Annotated in this window: 17 protein-coding genes; 10 read left to right on the top strand and 7 right to left on the bottom strand. The window is 66.3% G+C overall.

Features of this window, described 5'->3' with window-relative positions; translation table 11 throughout:
• Nucleotides 1-14: 14 nt before the first annotated feature.
• Nucleotides 15-1,172, bottom strand: coding sequence for a tRNA 2-thiouridine(34) synthase MnmA (gene mnmA, locus EV657_RS04455; protein WP_134077246.1), 1,158 nt, complete (start codon nt 1,170-1,172; stop codon nt 15-17).
• A gap of 128 nt (nt 1,173-1,300) precedes the next feature.
• Between mnmA and sciP the strand changes: the two genes are divergently transcribed.
• The 5 genes from sciP to EV657_RS22495 all read left to right on the top strand — a co-directional run bounded on the left by sciP (nt 1,301) and on the right by EV657_RS22495 (nt 6,946).
• Nucleotides 1,301-1,585, top strand: coding sequence for a CtrA inhibitor SciP (sciP, locus tag EV657_RS04450; protein WP_075785858.1), 285 nt, complete (start codon nt 1,301-1,303; stop codon nt 1,583-1,585).
• 132 nt (nt 1,586-1,717) lie between these two features.
• Nucleotides 1,718-2,434 carry a response regulator transcription factor CtrA gene (gene ctrA / locus EV657_RS04445; protein WP_113668644.1) on the top strand — a complete coding sequence of 239 codons (717 nt, stop codon included), beginning with the start codon at nt 1,718-1,720 and terminating at the stop codon, nt 2,432-2,434.
• Between the two features lie 78 nt (nt 2,435-2,512).
• The gene (ligA, locus tag EV657_RS04440) at nt 2,513-4,633 is read left to right on the top strand and encodes an NAD-dependent DNA ligase LigA (protein WP_134077245.1); all 2,121 of its coding nucleotides are present in this window, start codon (nt 2,513-2,515) and stop codon (nt 4,631-4,633) included.
• Nucleotides 4,630-6,717, top strand: a complete 2,088-nt coding sequence (gene recG / locus EV657_RS04435) for an ATP-dependent DNA helicase RecG (RefSeq protein ID WP_113668646.1) — start codon at nt 4,630-4,632, stop codon at nt 6,715-6,717. Before ligA ends, recG begins: the two co-directional genes overlap by 4 nt.
• 106 nt (nt 6,718-6,823) lie before the next feature.
• The gene (locus EV657_RS22495; RefSeq protein WP_256359728.1) at nt 6,824-6,946 is read left to right on the top strand and encodes a hypothetical protein; all 123 of its coding nucleotides are present in this window, start codon (nt 6,824-6,826) and stop codon (nt 6,944-6,946) included.
• Nucleotides 6,947-7,149: 203 nt separating this feature from the next.
• Here EV657_RS22495 and EV657_RS04430 read toward each other — a convergent pair whose 3' ends face one another.
• On the bottom strand, nt 7,150-7,965 hold the full coding sequence (locus tag EV657_RS04430) for a ferredoxin--NADP reductase (RefSeq protein WP_075785862.1): 816 nt from the start codon (nt 7,963-7,965) through the stop codon (nt 7,150-7,152).
• 449 nt (nt 7,966-8,414) lie between these two features.
• On the opposite strand from EV657_RS04430, the gene EV657_RS04425 reads away from it, so the two are divergent.
• The 4 genes from EV657_RS04425 to EV657_RS04410 all read left to right on the top strand — a co-directional run bounded on the left by EV657_RS04425 (nt 8,415) and on the right by EV657_RS04410 (nt 12,407).
• On the top strand, nt 8,415-9,071 hold the full coding sequence (locus tag EV657_RS04425) for a Crp/Fnr family transcriptional regulator (RefSeq protein WP_165828037.1): 657 nt from the start codon (nt 8,415-8,417) through the stop codon (nt 9,069-9,071).
• A gap of 154 nt (nt 9,072-9,225) precedes the next feature.
• Entirely contained in the window at nt 9,226-10,224 is a 999-nt protein-coding gene (locus tag EV657_RS04420) for a TRAP transporter substrate-binding protein (protein ID WP_113668647.1), read from the top strand.
• Nucleotides 10,225-10,313: 89 nt separating this feature from the next.
• Nucleotides 10,314-11,009 carry a TRAP transporter small permease gene (locus tag EV657_RS04415; protein WP_075785865.1) on the top strand — a complete coding sequence of 232 codons (696 nt, stop codon included), beginning with the start codon at nt 10,314-10,316 and terminating at the stop codon, nt 11,007-11,009.
• 3 nt (nt 11,010-11,012) lie between these two features.
• Nucleotides 11,013-12,407, top strand: a complete 1,395-nt coding sequence (locus EV657_RS04410) for a TRAP transporter large permease (protein WP_134077244.1) — start codon at nt 11,013-11,015, stop codon at nt 12,405-12,407.
• Between the two features lie 134 nt (nt 12,408-12,541).
• On the opposite strand, the gene EV657_RS04405 is transcribed toward EV657_RS04410, so the two are convergent.
• Nucleotides 12,542-12,994: an iron-sulfur cluster assembly scaffold protein gene (locus tag EV657_RS04405; protein WP_112314965.1), complete on the bottom strand. Its 453-nt coding sequence runs from the start codon at nt 12,992-12,994 to the stop codon at nt 12,542-12,544.
• A 67-nt stretch (nt 12,995-13,061) separates the two neighbouring features.
• On the opposite strand from EV657_RS04405, the gene hisI reads away from it, so the two are divergent.
• Nucleotides 13,062-13,421 carry a phosphoribosyl-AMP cyclohydrolase gene (gene hisI, locus EV657_RS04400; protein WP_108023060.1) on the top strand — a complete coding sequence of 120 codons (360 nt, stop codon included), beginning with the start codon at nt 13,062-13,064 and terminating at the stop codon, nt 13,419-13,421.
• Here hisI and gluQRS read toward each other — a convergent pair.
• The 4 genes from gluQRS to EV657_RS04380 form a co-directional block, all read right to left on the bottom strand.
• Nucleotides 13,418-14,248, bottom strand: coding sequence for a tRNA glutamyl-Q(34) synthetase GluQRS (gene gluQRS / locus EV657_RS04395; protein WP_134077243.1), 831 nt, complete (start codon nt 14,246-14,248; stop codon nt 13,418-13,420). The two genes, hisI and gluQRS, sit on opposite strands and share 4 nt — an antisense overlap.
• A 42-nt stretch (nt 14,249-14,290) precedes the next feature.
• Complete coding sequence (locus EV657_RS04390; RefSeq protein ID WP_113668650.1) at nt 14,291-14,485, bottom strand: hypothetical protein; 195 nt, start codon at nt 14,483-14,485, stop codon at nt 14,291-14,293.
• Between the two features lie 64 nt (nt 14,486-14,549).
• Nucleotides 14,550-15,893: a methylenetetrahydrofolate--tRNA-(uracil(54)-C(5))-methyltransferase (FADH(2)-oxidizing) TrmFO gene (trmFO, locus tag EV657_RS04385; protein ID WP_134077242.1), complete on the bottom strand. Its 1,344-nt coding sequence runs from the start codon at nt 15,891-15,893 to the stop codon at nt 14,550-14,552.
• A gap of 46 nt (nt 15,894-15,939) precedes the next feature.
• A complete protein-coding gene (locus tag EV657_RS04380) occupies nt 15,940-16,410 on the bottom strand; it encodes a hypothetical protein (RefSeq protein WP_143540531.1) in 471 nt (156 codons plus the stop codon).
• Nucleotides 16,411-16,594 lie beyond the last annotated feature (184 nt).

Here is a 16,594-nt window from a genome sequence, read left to right as displayed (position 1 = left end):
CTGGCGCGGGCGGCTCAACCCCGATTCGCGCCGCGCCAGATCCAGCCGCCGCCCAGCACCCGGCTGCCCCCGGTCTCATAAAGCACGCAGGCCTGCCCGGGGCTCACACCCTCTTCGGGGGTCAGCAGCTCGACCTCGGCCTCGGTCTCGGACAGCGGCCGCAGGATCGCCGCGCGCGGCGGCCGGGTCGAGCGCACCTTGACCGAGACCTCCCATTCGGGCCGCGAGGTCAGGGGGGCATCGCCCAGCCAGTTGATTTCGCGGACCGGCACGATGCGGGTCGACAGCATCTCTTTCGGGCCGACCACGACCTGCCGCGCATCGACATCGAGCCGCACGACATAAAGCGGTTCGTCGAGCCCGCCGATCCCCAGCCCGCGGCGCTGGCCGATGGTGTAATGGATCACGCCCTTGTGGGTCCCCAGCACGCGGCCATCGGCATGGACGATCTCGCCCGGTTCGGCGGCACCCGGGCGCAGCTTTTCGATCACCGAGGCATAGTTGCCCTCGGGCACGAAGCAGATGTCCTGACTGTCGGGCTTGTCCGCGACCGGCAGCCCGTATTTCGCGGCCAGCGCCCGGGTCGCGTCCTTGTTGGGCAGATGCCCCAGCGGGAATCGCAGGTAATCAAGCTGGTCGGGCGTGGTCGAGAACAGGAAATAGGACTGATCGCGCGCCGGATCGGCCGCGCAATGCAGCTCGGCCCCGTTCGGCCCGATCTTGCGCTGGATGTAGTGGCCGGTCGCCATGCAGTCGGCGTCCAGATCCTTGGCCGTCGCCAGCAGGTCGCGGAACTTGACCCGCTCGTTGCAGCGGATGCAGGGCACCGGCGTCGCGCCCGCCAGATAGCTGTCGGCGAATTCCTCGATCACCGCGTCGCGGAAGAGGTTTTCATAGTCGAGCACGTAATGCGGAAAGCCCACGCTTTCGGCCACCCGGCGGGCGTCGTGGATGTCGCGGCCCGCGCAACAGGCGCCCTTCTTGGCCAGCGCCGCGCCGTGGTCGTAAAGCTGCAAGGTGATTCCCACCACGTCATAGCCTTCCTCGGCCAGCATCGCGGCCACGACCGAACTGTCCACGCCGCCGGACATGGCGACCAGCACGCGGGTTTCGGATTCGGGCTTTGCAAAGCCCAGCGAGTTCAGAGCGCGCGGGGCGCCGTCGCGTGGCATCGTGGGAACTCCAGGGAACAAGTCTCGGGCAATATAGGAAAATGCGAGATACTCTCAAGACCCGCCTTCACCCACCTTTAAGCAGGAAAACGCCACCCTCGCGCCGGATTTGCAAGGGATAAGTAGCCATGTTCCTGAAACGTATCGACGGGCCTCGCACCGTTAACTTGCCTGACGGCACCACCATGAGCCGGGCCGACCTTCCCCCGGTCGACACCCGCCGCTGGGTGGCCAGCCGCAAGGCGGCCGTGGTCAAGGCCGTCGCCGCGGGCCTGATCTCCGAGGAGGAGGCGCTTGATCGCTACACCCTGTCCGCCGAGGAATTTTCCAGCTGGAAGAAGGCAGTACGCGAGTTCGGGATCGCCGGGCTCAAGGTCACGTCGCTCAAATCAAACCGCCGGACAGAGCTTTGAGGACGGTCGAGTCGAATTGCTTCTAGACAACCTCAAATTGTAAATGCTAGGGTAAATGTTAAGGTAACGTGCAATTAACCATTGTTCGTCAGGGTGCGACAAAGTTCGACGGTACTTAGCGGAGACCTAGCCATGCGCGTTCTGTTGGTGGAAGACGATCCGACCACAGCGAAGAGCATCGAGCTTATGCTGACCCATGCCAACCTCAACGTCTATACCACAGACCTTGGGGAAGAGGGCATAGATCTTGCAAAGCTCTATGACTACGATTTGATTCTTCTTGACCTCAACCTGCCCGACATGAACGGGCATGAGGTCCTGCGTCAGCTGCGTCTGGCACGCATCGACACGCCGATCCTGATCCTCTCGGGCGCAGCCGATACCGAGAACAAGATCAAGGGCTTCGGCTTCGGCGCGGACGATTACATGACCAAGCCGTTCCACCGCGAGGAACTTGTGGCGCGGATCCACGCCATCATCCGCCGGTCCAAGGGGCACTCTCAGTCGGTGATTCGCACCGGCAAGATCGAGGTCAACCTGGACGCCAAGACGGTCGAGGTCGAAGGCAAGCCGGTGCATCTGACCGGCAAGGAATATCAGATGCTCGAGCTTCTGTCGCTTCGCAAGGGGACGACCCTGACCAAGGAGATGTTCCTGAACCATCTCTATGGCGGCATGGACGAGCCCGAGCTGAAGATCATCGACGTCTTCATCTGCAAGCTGCGCAAGAAGCTCGCCCAGGCCACGGGCGGCGAAACCTATATCGAGACGGTCTGGGGCCGGGGCTATGTCCTGCGCGACCCCGAGCCGGGTCAGGCCATGCCGGGGTCCTTCGCTATCGGCGCCTGAGGCGGCGCCGAACGCACCCGCTGGAAATCCGGCCTCAGCCCCCCTATCACTCTGCCAGGGGCAATGCGGGGGGCCGGAATGACCGACGAACGTTCTGTCGAAGCGCTGTCGGAGACCGAGGCGCGGGCCGAACTGGCCCGGCTGGCCAAGGCCATTGCCGAGGCCGATGCCGCCTATCACCAGGAAGACGCGCCCACTCTTTCGGATGCGGCTTATGATGCGCTCAAGCGGCGCAATGCGGCGATCGAGGCCCGGTTTCCCGCACTGAAGCGGGCCGACAGCCCGTCCGACCGGGTCGGGGCCGCGCCCGCCGAAGGGTTCGCCAAGATCGCCCATGTGCGGCGCATGCTGTCGCTGGCCAATGCCTTCGATGGCGCCGACGTGACCGAGTTCGACGCCCGCATCCGCCGCTATCTGGGGCTCGCCGATGAGGCGCCGCTTCTCTACACGGCCGAGCCCAAGATCGACGGTCTGTCCCTGTCGCTGCGCTATGAGGCGGGTCAACTGGTGCAGGCCGCGACCCGGGGCGATGGCGAGGTCGGCGAGAACGTCACCGCCAATGCCCGCACCATCGCCGACATCCCCCGGGTGCTGGACGGTGCCCCCGACATCCTCGAGGTGCGGGGCGAAGTCTACATGGCCCATGCCGATTTCGAGGCATTGAACGAACGCCAGGCCGAAACCGGCGCCAAGACCTTCGCGAATCCGAGGAATGCCGCCGCCGGATCGCTGCGCCAGCTCGACCCCGCCATTACCGCCGCCCGTCCGCTGAAGTTCTTCGCCTATGCCTGGGGCGAGGTCTCGGCCCCCCTTGCCGACACCCAGATGGGCGCCATCGAGCGGCTGAAAGCGCTGGGCTTTCAGGTCAATCCGCTGACCGTCCTCTGCGATGGCCCCCAGGCGCTCGCCGCCCATTACGCCCGGATAGAACAGCGCCGCGCGACGCTCGGCTATGATATCGACGGCGTCGTCTACAAGGTGAACGACCTCGCCCTGCAGGAGCGGCTGGGGTTCCGCGCGACCACGCCCCGCTGGGCCATCGCCCATAAATTCCCGGCCGAGCTGGCCTGGACCCGGCTCGACCGGATCGAGATCCAGGTCGGGCGCACCGGCGCGTTGTCGCCGGTGGCGCGGCTGCATCCGGTGACGGTGGGCGGCGTTGTCGTCTCGAACGCGACGCTTCACAACGAGGATTACATCGCGGGCCGCGATTCGAAGGGCAAAGAGATCCGCGGCGGCAAGGATATCCGCGAGGGCGACTGGGTGCAGGTTTACCGCGCGGGTGACGTGATCCCGAAGGTGGCCGATGTCGACCTTGCCAAGCGCCCCGAGGGCACCGAGCCGTTCCGCTTTCCCACCAAGTGCCCCGAATGCGGGTCCGAGGCGATCCGCGAAGAGGGCGATGCGGTCCGCCGCTGTTCGGGCGGGCTGATCTGTCCGGCCCAGGCGGTCGAGCGGCTCAAGCATTTCGTCAGCCGCGGGGCCTTCGACATCGAGGGGCTCGGCGCGAAACAGGTCGAGGCGCTCTGCAATGACGGCTGGATCAGGGAGCCCGCCGACATCTTCGAGCTTGAGACCCGTTATGGCGAAGGTCTTCAGCAGTTGAAGAACCGCGAAGGCTGGGGCGAGAAATCGGCGACGAACCTTTTCGCCGCCATCGCGGCGCGGCGGACGATCCCGCTCGACCGGCTGATCTTCGCGCTCGGCATCCGCCATCTGGGCGAGGCCGCGGCCGATCTTCTGGCCCGCAACTTCCAGACCTGGGAGGCGTTCGAGGCGGCCGTGACCCATGCCACGGTTGGCGAGGGCCCGGACTGGGAGGCGCTTTTGGCGATCGACGGGATCGGCACGGTGATGGCCAGCTCGCTGATCACCGCCTTCCATCAGGAGGCCGAGCGCGCCTCGATCGACCGGCTGGTCGCGCATCTGACGGTAGAACCGGTGGCGCCAAGGGGGACGGCCGACAGCCCGGTCGCGGGCAAGACGGTGGTCTTCACCGGCACGCTGGAAAAGATGAGCCGGGCCGAGGCCAAGGCGCGGGCCGAGGCGCTGGGGGCCAAGGTCGCGGGCTCGGTTTCGAAGAAAACCGATCTGGTGGTGCTGGGGCCGGGCGCCGGGTCGAAGGCCAAGAAGGCCGAGGAACTGGGAATCGAGACCGTCGACGAGGATGGCTGGCTGGCCCTGATCGGGGGCGCATGAGCGGTCGGCCCGATATCCTCTTTCCGCTTTTCGGGGCGCTTGAAAAGCTCGACGGCATCGGGCCGAAATCGGCCAAGCTATTGGCGCAGACGGGCATCGAGAAGCCGCGCGATCTGATTTTCACGCTGCCCCATACCGGCATCGACCGCCGTCCGGTCGAGACCGTCGCCAGCGTCGCGCCGGGCGAGGTCGCGACTGTCGAGGTGCTGGTCGGCGCCCATATGCCCGCCTCCGGCAAGGGCCGGCCTTACCGGATTCAGGTGCAGGATGCGGAAACCGCATTCCAGTTGGTCTTCTTCCATGCCCGCGGCGATTACCTGTCGAAGATCCTGCCCGAAGGCGCGCGGCGGGTGATTTCGGGCAGGGTCGAGATCTTCGACGGCATGGCCCAGATCGTCCATCCCGACCACGTCCTCCCGCCGGGCGAGGCCGCGGAGATCCCCGATTTCGAGCCGGTCTATCCGCTGACCGCCGGGCTTACGCTGAAGACGATGACGAAGGCCGTGGCCTCGGCGCTGACCCGCGCGCCCGATCTGCCGGACTGGATCGACCCGGCGCTTCTGGTGCGCGAGGGCTGGCCCGGATGGCGCGCGGCGCTGGAGGCTGCCCATGCGCCGCAATCCGCGCGCGACATCGCCGCCACGGCGCCCGCGCGCCAGCGGCTGGCCTATGACGAATTGCTGGCCCATCAGCTGACGCTGGCGCTGGCCCGGGCCGATCAGCGCCGCGCCAAAGGGCGGCCCAGCCAGGGCGACGGGCGGTTGCGGCGCAAGGTGCTGGCGGCGCTGCCCTTCCGGCCGACCGATGCGCAGGCCCGCGCGATGGACGAGATCGCCGAGGACATGGGCGCCGAGGCGCGGATGACCCGGCTTTTGCAGGGCGATGTGGGCTCGGGCAAGACGCTGGTCGCGTGGATGGCGCTGCTGGTGGCGGTCGAGGCGGGCGGGCAGGGCGTGATGATGGCCCCGACCGAGATCCTCGCCCGCCAGCATCTGGAAAGCCTGCAACCGCTGGCCGAAAGCGCGGGCGTGGTTATCGAGATCCTGACCGGGCGCGACAAGGGCCGCGAACGCGCGGCCAAGCTGGCGGCGCTGGCGGCGGGCGATATCCAGGTGCTGGTCGGCACCCATGCGGTCTTTCAGAAGGATGTCGAATTCCGCGACCTGCGCCTGGCCATCGTCGACGAACAGCACCGCTTCGGCGTCGCGCAGCGGGTCGAGCTGTCGGCCAAGGGGCGGGGCGTCGACATGCTGGTGATGACGGCAACCCCCATTCCGCGCAGTCTGGCGCTGGCGACCTATGGCGATCTCGACATCTCGGTGCTGGATGAAAAGCCGCCGGGGCGGACGCCGGTCAAGACCGCGCTGGTCTCGGTCGAGCGGATGGAAGAGGTCGTGGCCCATCTGCGAAAGGCAGTGGCCGAGGGGCGGCAGGCCTATTGGGTCTGCCCGCTGGTCGAGGAATCCGAGGTCTCGGATCTGACGGCCGCCGAAGAGCGCTTCAAGCGCTTGCGCGCGGTCTTCGGCGACAAGGTCGGGCTGGTGCATGGCCAGCTGCCGCCCGCCGAGAAGGATGCCGCGATGCGCGCCTTCCAGCGGGGCGAAACCTCGGTTCTGGTCGCGACCACGGTGATCGAGGTGGGGGTGAACGTGCCCAATGCCTCGATCATGCTGATCGAGCGGGCCGAGGGGTTCGGGCTGGCGCAACTGCACCAGCTTCGGGGCCGGGTCGGGCGCGGAGCGGCGGCCTCGACCTGCCTTCTGATGTATCAGGCGCCCCTGGGCGAGGCCGGGCGGCGGCGGCTTGAGATCCTGCGCGAAACCGAGGACGGGTTCCGCATCGCCGAGGAAGACCTGGCGATGCGCGGCGCGGGCGATCTGATCGGCACTGCGCAATCGGGGCTGCCGCGCTTTCGGATCGCCGATCTGGAACGGCAGGCCGCGCTGATGGCCGTGGCGCAAAGCGATGCCCGCAAGCTTCTGGCCGACGATCCGGGCCTTGCCGGGCCGCGCGGGCAGGCGGCGCGGGTGCTTCTGTGGCTGATGGAACGCGACAAGGCGATTCGTCTCATCAAGGCGGGCTAAGCCCCTGGTCCGACGGCATCTGTTAAATGTTCCTAAAAAGTTCTTTACAGGTGGCGCCGGAAATGAGAACAAAGTAGCAACACTGATCGACACCGGAGCCCGACCCATGCTGACCGAGCTGAGATCCGTCCTGACCCGCTGCCGCGCCACGCTTTGGCAGGACGCCGCAGGCGCCGCCGCGCTGATGGTGCTGCTGGTCGCGGGGCTCCATCTTCCGGGGCTTGTCTGAGCCCCATCCGCTGCCTGCTGTCCTGTGCCGGACCCGTCCCCGGGTAGTCGCGAAGCCTGCCTCTTCCGCCGCGCCGGACCGCTTCCTGACCGCCGCCTCCTCCCTGGGAGTGCGGCGGCTTTTTTGTGCACGGGGCAGGGCCCAAAGCAAAACGCCCCGCCGGGCAAGCCGGGCGGGGCGTCTTAAACGGGCGCGAAGGGATGTCAGCCGACGAAGGCTTTCTCGACCACATATTCGGCGGGTTCGGAATTGGCGCCCTCGTTCAGGCCCCAGCCTTCCATGATCGCCATCACGTCCTTGTTGAAGTCGAGCGATCCGCAGACCATGGCGCGGTCGATGGCAGGGTCCATCTGGGTGCCGTCAAGGCCGAGATCTGCGAAGACCTTGCCCGAGGCGAGGTTGTCGGTCACCCGGCCCATCCATTTCGACGTCTCGCGGGTCGTGGTGGGATAGTATTTCAGCTTGTCGCCGACGAATTCCCCGATCAGCGGGTCCTCGGGCAGGCTTTCGATCAGCTGGCGGCCGAATTCCAGTTCCGCCACCTCGCGGCAGGTATGCATCATGATGACCTCGTCATACCGCTCGTAGGTATCGGGGTCGCGCATCAGGCTGGCGAAGGGGGCGATGCCGGTGCCGGTCGCCAAAAACCACAGACGCTTGCCGGGCAGCAGCGCATCGAGCACCAGCGTGCCGACGGGTTTGGGGCGCAGGATGATCTGGTCGCCGGGCTGGATATGCTGAAGCCGCGAGGTCAGCGGGCCGTCCTGCACCTTGATCGAGTAGAAATCGAGGCCTTCGTCCCAGGAGGGCGAGGCGATCGAATAGGCGCGCATGATCGGCTTGCCGTCATCGCCCGGCAGCCCGATCATCACGAATTCGCCCGAGCGGAAGCGCAGCGATTGCGGACGCGAGGTGCGGAAATAGAACAGCCGGTCGGTATAGTGGCGAACCTCGGTCACGGTCTGCGCATCGGGCAGGGTCTTCTTGGCGGGCTCTGTCACGGCAGTCTGCTGGTTCATGAATGTCACGCGACGGGGCGAGCGCCCCGTTCCTCCTTCTAGGTGTCCTTCTCGGGCGGGAAAACCCCCATCGCGCCCCTCAGCAGGTCGCAATTCCGTTACCACCCGGCGGGCCGGGTTTTCGACGATTGCGGTAACGGCGACCATGACTCAGATCAAGCGCAAATGCCGCGGTGCTGTCGTGCGCTATGCCGCAGCGCGCAGGGTTGACGGTGGCGCGGCCGGGCGGCACACGCGATGGCCGACACGCAACGCCATGGAGTTTCAGAGCATTGGCTTGTCCGCCGGTTTCAATTTGCAAATGCAAAAAACCTGTTACGCTGCGTTGCTCCCGGGGAAATGTCGTCCTCGATGCAATTGCCTCCGGGCCGTCTGGTATTTGACAATTTATGAAAATCGAGCAGGCGAAACTCCGAATCCGTCAAGTCGGCTGGTTGCGGTCTCTTCCGGTGCATTTTGTCGATCTGCTGCTTGCCGGTGCCCGGCTGCGCAGCTTTCGCCGGGGCGAGGCGCTGTTTCACATGGCCGATCCGTCACCGGACATGGTTGGAATCGTTGACGGAGTGGTTGACGTGGTGCTTGAGCCCGGAGTCGACGGCCCGCGTCTTGGCTTTGTCGCCAAGGCCGGAAACTGGCTTGGCGCCGTCGGCATGCCGGGCATGACGCAGCGGCGCATCTCGGCGATTGCGCGGCGCGATGCCTCCGTGCTGGCGGTCTCGGCGCATCATATCGAGACGGTTGCAATGTCCGATCCCGACACCTGGCGCCACGTTGCGGCGAACATTGTCAGTCATTTCGACAACCTCGGCCAGTTGCTGCATGCAAATGTGCATCGCGACAATTCGGTTCGCATCCTCATTACCCTGCGCCGCCTTTACGATTTCAACGATGGCGCCACCGAGTTTCCGCTGACCCAGGCCGATCTTGCGGAAATGGCCGGGCTGTCGCGGAATTCCGCCAACCGGGTGATGCGGCGCCTGGTCGAGGAGGGGCTGATCGAGACCGGCTATGGCTGGGTGCGGATCGTCGATCAGCCGCGGATCATGAACATCTTGAAACGGTCGCATCTGCCGGTCTGGGCCGGTTGCGAACGGCTGGAGGCCTGACCCGGCCTGACCCGGCCTGACGCGCGCGGAGCGACCATTGCGCGCAGTCCCCATGGGGAAGAGTTTGGTTTTGCTTGAGACACGCAAGATCATCGGCGATAAACCGAGGCTACGTCCCCGAAGGGGGGGGATGCTCAGATCTTGGGAGGATCGCATGAAAGCTCTGACCACTACCGCCACGGCCGTGGCCCTGACCCTGTCCGCCGGGGCCGCCTTCGCGGCCTGCGATCCGGGCGAAGCCGTTATCAAGTTCAGCCATGTCACCAGTGCGACCAGCCCCAAGGGCCTTGCCGCCGACCTGCTGGCCGCCCGCGTCAATGACGAGATGGACGGCAAGGTCTGCATGGAAGTCTATCCCAACACCACGCTTTACGACGACGACAAGGTGCTGGAGGCGATGCTGAACGGCGATGTCCAGATGGCCGCGCCGTCGCTGTCGAAATTCGAGAAATACACCAAGAAGCTGCGGATCTTCGATCTGCCCTTCATGTTCAAGAACATGGATGCCATCGACGCGTTCCAGAACTCCGAAACCGGCCAGGCGATGAAGCAGTCGATGATGCGCCGGGGACTTCTGGGGCTGGAATTCTGGCATAACGGGCTCAAGCAGTTCTCGGCCGACAAGCCGCTGCTGCTGCCCGAGGATGCCAAGGGGCTGAAATTCCGGGTGCAGGCCTCTGACGTGCTGGTGGCGCAGATGGAAGCGCTCGATGCCAGCCCGCAGCCGATGGCCTTCTCCGAGGTCTATGGCGCGCTGCAGACGGGCGTCGTCGACGGGCAGGAAAACACCTGGTCGAACATCTACACCCAGAAGTTCTTCGAGGTGCAGGATGGCATCACCGAGACCAACCATGGCGTGATCGACTACATGGTCGTGACCTCGGTCGAATGGTGGGAGGGGCTCGACCCCGAGATCCGCGACCAGCTGGCCACCATCCTGCATGAGGTGACGGTCGAGCGGAACACCGAGTCGACCAATGTCAACCAGCAGGCCAAGCAGGCGATCATCGACGCGGGCACCACGGTGCGCGAACTGACGCCCGAACAGCGTCAGGCCTGGGTCGATGCCATGAAGCCGGTCTGGGCCCAGTTCGAGGGCGATGTCGGTGCCGACGCCATCGCGGCGGCGCAGGAAATCAACGACCAGTACTAAGACGCCGTACCGGCGCCGGGCGGCGGTGGCTCTGACGGGCACCGCCGCTTCTGGCACCTGTTCGCCATGCCCGAGGGAGGCCTGGGACGATGAGTGGAGCCTATCGGCCAAAAACCGCGCTGGGGCGCGCGGTCCATGCCGTCGAAGAGACGGTGATCGCGCTTCTGCTGGGGCTGATGGTGCTGGTCACCTTCGTCAACGTGGTGCTGCGCTATGTCTTCAACGCGAGCCTCGTCTGGAGCCTCGAGCTGACGCTGATCCTGTTCGCCTGGCTGGTGCTGTTCGGCATCGCCTACGGGTTCAAGATCACCATGCATCTGGGGGTGGACGCGGTCCTCAACATGCTGTCGTCCCGGGCCCAGCGGCTCTTTTCTCTCGTCGCGGTGGCGATCTGTCTGGTCTATGCGGCGCTGATGATGAAAGGGGCCTGGGATTACTGGGCGCCCTTCGCGAACCTGGCGCCGACGACCGGGCACTGGTTTCCGACCGGCTTCGAGGAGATGAAGCCCTGGGATTATCGCGGCTATGTGCCGACCGAGCGGATCCCGCTGCCCGAGTTCCTGCGCGCGCCGCTGGAATACCTGTTCCTGCCCGAGGGCGAGGACCCCTACGAAAAACTGCCCATCGCCGTGCCCTACGCGATCATCCCGTTCGGGGTGGCGATGATGCTGTACCGGCTGATCGAGGCGGCTTTCCGGATCATCACCGGCCGCCAGCAGGGGCTGATCGTCAGCCACGAGGCAGAGGACGCGGTCGAAGAAGCCGCCCGCGAGAAGGACGCCTGAGCCATGCATGTCGTGCTTTTGTTTGTCATGGTCGTGGGGTTCCTGCTGATCGGCGTGCCGATCGCGGTGTCGCTGGGCATGGCCTCGATCATCTTCCTGCTGCTGTTCTCCGACACCTCGCTGGCGGCGGTGGCGCAGTCGCTCTATCACTCGATGGCGGGGCATTACACGCTGCTCGCCATTCCATTCTTCATCCTTGCCTCGAGCTTCATGTCGACGGGCGGCGTCGCGCGGCGGATCATCCGCTTTGCCATCGCCTGCGTCGGGCATCTGCGGGGCGGGCTGGCCATTGCGGGCGTCTTCGCCTGCATGCTGTTTGCAGCCCTTTCGGGCTCGTCCCCCGCGACCGTGGTGGCCATCGGGTCGATCGTGATCGCGGCGATGCGGAAGGTGGGCTATACCCGCGACTTCGCGGCGGGCGTGATCTGCAACGCGGGCACGCTGGGCATCCTCATTCCGCCCTCCATCGTGATGGTGGTCTATGCCTCGGCAACCGATGTCTCGGTCGGCCGGATGTTCCTGGCGGGCGTCATCCCCGGCACCGTCGCCGGGCTGATGCTGATGACCGCGATCTATGTCATGGCCCATGTGAAGGGCATGCCCAAGGGCGAATGGCTGGGCTGGGGCGAGATCTGGGCCAGCTTCCGCGAGGCCTTCTGGGGGCTGATGCTGATCGCCATCATCATGGGCGGCATCTACGGCATTCCGGGCGTCGCCTCGGCGGTCTTCACGCCGACCGAAGCCGCCGCCGTGGCCTCGGTCTATGCCTTCCTGATCGCGATCTTCGTCTATCGCGACATGGGCCCCCTGAAGGCGCGGGACGGGCGCGGGCCGGTTGCGCTTTGGCAGAGGCCGCAGGCGCTGCTGACCGGGTTCATCCACCGCGACACCCGGCGCACGCTTCTGGATGCGGCGAAGTTGACCATCATGCTGATGTTCATCATCGCCAATGCGCTGATCCTCAAGCATGTGCTGACCGACGAGCAGATCCCGCAGAAGATCGCCAGCGCGATGCTCGAAGCGGGCTTCGGCAAGATCGTCTTCCTGATCGTGGTCAACGTGATCCTGCTGATCGGCGGGCAGTTCATGGAGCCCTCGGGGCTGATCGTGATCGTGGCGCCGCTGGTTTTCCCGATCGCGATCGAGCTGGGGGTCGATCCGATCCATCTGGGCATCATCATGGTGGTGAACATGGAAATCGGGATGATCACACCGCCCGTCGGGCTGAACCTCTTCGTGACCTCGGGCGTGGCGGGCATGTCGATGATGCGGGTGGTGCGCGCGGCGCTGCCGTTCCTGGCGGTGCTGTTCGTCTTCCTGATCCTGGTGACCTATGTGCCCTGGCTCTCGATCTGGTTGCCGACATCGTTGATGGGCCCCGAACTGATCACCAACTGATCCGGCGGAGCGCCGGGACCATGTCCCGGCGCACGCTTTCACGTGTTGCGCCGCGCCAGGGGCGCGTCGCCCGACCGGTTCGGGCGATGCCCGAACCGGAGGCCGCGGTCCGTGTTTGAGGTGGAGTCCGCTGCTCAGGCGCAGGCGGCGGCCTCGGCTGCGTCGAACGCGTCGAGCGTGGCTTCGAGCGACAGCATGATCGAGGCGTGGCGGTTCTTGTAGTCGCGCGCGGGCAGCAGCACTTCGAGCCCCTCGAAGGGCGCCGAGGGCGCCGGGCCCTCGTCCTTCAGCATCGCCCGAAGCTGATCGCGCGCGGTCTCGACCTCGGCGCGGGTCCGCCCGAGGATCGCCGTGCCCACGACAGAGGCCGCGGCCTGACCGAGCGCGCAGGCCTTCACGTCCTGCCCGAAGCGCACGATCCGCCCGTCCGCGACATCGAGATCGACCGTCACCGTCGAGCCGCAAAGCGGCGAGCGCTTGCGCGCGGTGCCCATCGGGGCCTCGAGCCGGTCGAGATGCGGGATCTCGGCGGCGAGTGCCAGGATCTTCTGCGAGTAGAGCTTGATCAGATCGTTCTGGGCATTCATGGCGTTTCCTTCCGCGCTCGCCTGTCCTAGATAACGCGCGCGCGTCCGAATTCAAAGGAGTTCCCGAATGGCCTTCGACCCTGCCAGCCTTCGCTACAACGAGGCCGGGCTGATCCCCGCCATCGCCCAGGACGCGGCCGGAACGGTGCTGATGATGGCCTGGATGACGGCCGAGGCGGTGGCGCGTACGCTGGAAACAGGCCGGGTGACCTACTGGTCGCGCTCGCGCCAGGCGTTCTGGGTCAAGGGCGAGACCAGCGGCCATGTCCAGCGGCTGATCGAGATGCGGGTCGATTGCGACCGCGACTGCCTGCTGGTGCTGGTCGAGCAGGAAGGCCCCGCCTGCCACACCAACCGTCGGAGCTGTTTCTACACCGCGATCCGCGACGGTGCCGAGGTCGAGATCCTGTCGCCGATGGCGGATTAAAGCCCGACCATGCGGCGGATGTCGGCAGGCGTTGCCCCCTCGGCGCGATAGGCGGCGATGGCGCGGGCGTCGTCGCGCTTGGCCAGCCGCTTGCCCGCGTCGTCGAGGATCAGCCGGTGGTGGTGATAGGCGGGGGTCGGCAAGCCCAGCAGCGCCTGCAACAACACATGGATCGGGGTCGCCTCGAAAAGATCCTCGCCGCGCGTGACCTCGTCGATCTCCTGGAAGGCGTCATCGACCACCACGGCCAGGTGATAGGATGTGCCCAGGTCGCGTCGGGCCAGCACCACATCGCCGACGGTTTCGATCAGCGCCCTGGCGTCGAGACGGTGCGGGCCGGGGTGCATTGGGCCGGTCTCGGTGAAGGCGGGCAGGTGGGGGCCGAGCCGGTCGAGCGCGCGCGCCATGTCCAGTCGGATCGCGTCCTCGGGCCCGGCATCGGACAGCGGCCGTTCGCGGCAGGTGCCGGGATAGACGAGCCCGTCGGGCCCGATGACCGGCGCGCCCGCCTGCGGGGCCGACAGGGCCGCGCGGATATCGGCACGGCGGCAGCGGCAGGGGTAGGTCAGCCCCATGGCGCACAGCCGGTCTAGCGCGGCGCGATAGGCCGAGAGCCGACCGGACTGGCGCAGCACCGGGCGCGGCCAGTCGAGCCCGAGCCAGGCCAGATCGTTATAGATCTGCGTCTCCCAGTCGGGGCGCGACCGGGCGGTATCGATGTCCTCGATCCTCAGCAGCATCTGGCCGCGCTCGAAGGCGGTCAGCGCCGCGAAGGCATGGCCGAGATGCAGCGGGCCGGTCGGAGACGGGGCGAAGCGGGTGCGCATGGCGCGTTTGCTAGCGCGCGCCGGAGGGAAGGGCCAGAGTGCCTAAAGCCCCGCCCGGCGGTCCGCCCCGCGCTGAAAGATCAGAATCCAGGCCAGGACGATGAACATCGGATGGGTCAGCCCGCCCGAGAAGATGATCGCCGGGATCCAGATCACCAGCGTCACCAGCGCGACGAACCAGCGCCCGATCAGCAGGATCGAAAGCGGCGGCAGGAAGAGGGCGAGAATGTAAAGCATCGGGCCTCGGCGCATCGGAAACGGTCCCGCCCTATATGGGGCGTGCGACGCGGATGTGAAGCGCTCAGCCTTCGGCCCCAAGCCAGGCCGTCCAGTCTGCCTTGGCGCGGTCGGTATAGCCCTTGTAACGGTCGCGCCGCCCGCGCCGCCCGCCCTTCAGCCCCTCGACCGGCGGGAAGAGCCCGAAATTGACGTTCATCGGCTGGAAGGTCTTGGCCTCGGCTCCGCCGGTGATATGGGTCACGAGCGCGCCCGTCGCCGTGGTGGCAGGCACCGCAGGCAGGCTGCGGCCCTTTATCGCCGCCGCCGCCAGCCGTCCGGCCAGCAGTCCCATGGCCGAGGATTCGACATAGCCCTCGACCCCGGTCACCTGTCCGGCAAAGCGGATATGCGGCTTCGATCTCAGCCGCAATTCGGCGTCAAGCAGGGTCGGCGAATTCAGGAAGGTGTTGCGGTGGATGCCGCCCAGCCGCGCGAAACGGGCATTCTCCAGCCCCGGAATCATCCGAAAAACATCGGCTTGCGCGCCATACTTCATCTTGGTCTGGAAGCCCACGATGTTGTAGAGCGTCCCCAGCGCATTGTCGCGGCGCAACTGGACGATGGCATGGGCCTTGATGTCGGGCGCATGCGGATTGGTCAGCCCCACGGGCTTCATCGGACCATGGCGCAGGGTTTCGCGGCCGCGCTCGGCCATCACCTCGATGGGCAGGCAGCCGTCGAAATAGCCCGCCGTCTCGCCCTCGTGAAAGGCCGTTTTCTCGGCTGCCAGCAGGGCGTCGATGAAGGCCTCATATTGCGCGCGGTCCATCGGGCAGTTCAGATAGGCGGTGCGTTCCTCTTCGGTCTCGCCCTTGTCGTAGCGCGACTGGAACCAGGCCTTGGACAGGTCGATGCTGTCGAAATGCACGATGGGGGCGATGGCGTCGAAGAAGGCCAGCGCCTCGGCCCCGGTCTCGGCCCGGATCGCCTGACCCAGCGCGTCCGAGGTCAGCGGGCCGGTCGCGAAGATCCAGTGGCCGTCCTCTGGAAGCGACGTGATTTCAGAGCCTTCACGCCGGATCTTCGGGTGGCGCATCAGCCGTTCGGTGACGCCTTGCGAAAACGCCTCGCGATCGACGGCCAGTGCGCCGCCTGCGGGCAGGCGGTGGGTGTCGGCCATGTCCATGATCAGGCTGCCCGCCGCGCGCATCTCCCAATGAAGAAGGCCCACGGCATTCTGTTCGTCATCGTCCGAGCGGAACGAGTTCGAACAGACCATTTCGGCCAGATCGCCGGTCTTGTGCGCGAAGGTGCCGGTCTGGGGGCGCATTTCGTGGATCACCACGTCGATCCCGGCCGAGGCGGCCTGCCAGGCGGCCTCGGACCCGGCCATGCCGCCGCCGACGATATGAAGCGTGTCTGTCATGGCGCCCGATCTAGCGGGCGGGCGGGGCGAAGGAAAGGGGGGCCGTTCAGCCCGACTGGGCCCGGCCCATCCCGGCAGCGTCCAGACCGCGTTCATCGGCCACGATTTCGTCAAGCGCGGTCTGATAGGCCGCCCGCTCGGCCGATCCGGGCCCGTCCGCCGCGCGTCCGGACCGGGGCTCGGCGCCCAGCGCGACCGCCAGAAGCCCGGCGGCCAGCGCCATATCGAGCGACAGGCGGTCGGGATCGGGCGGCAGGGCGGCGATGCCGAGGCGGATTGCGACCGCCGTCGTCAGCAGGTAGAAGGCCAGCAGCAGCGCCGCGGGGCGTGCTCCGACGCCGGACAGCAGCCCGGCGGTGCAAAGCCAGATGATCGTGGCCCCGGCCCAGTCCAGAACGCTGCGCGGATCGGGCGGCAGCACCTGCAGGTGCGGCGCACCGGTCCGGAACGCTGCGATCACGCAAAGCGCCAGGGTCACGCGCAACAGCGCATGCAAACGGTTGGGGGAAACCCCCATGAGATTTTGATGCCCAAACATCACGGCGAGGCCCCTCATTCCTCGTTCGAGATACGGCGTCTTTCCGAAATGACGTCAAAGTCTGACCCGTGCACGCCTCAATTGTGGCAGCACAAAGGAAGATGTTTCGGATTTTTGCCGTCTTGTCGGGACCCCGGTCCACGCGGGGTCCCTGACCGAGGGG

Origin of the sequence: Rhodovulum visakhapatnamense, assembly GCF_004365965.1 — a bacterium.
Lineage (GTDB): Bacteria > Pseudomonadota > Alphaproteobacteria > Rhodobacterales > Rhodobacteraceae > Rhodovulum > Rhodovulum visakhapatnamense.
The sequence above is the reverse complement of the archived record's forward strand: the minus strand, read 5'-3'. Positions and strand labels throughout refer to the sequence as shown.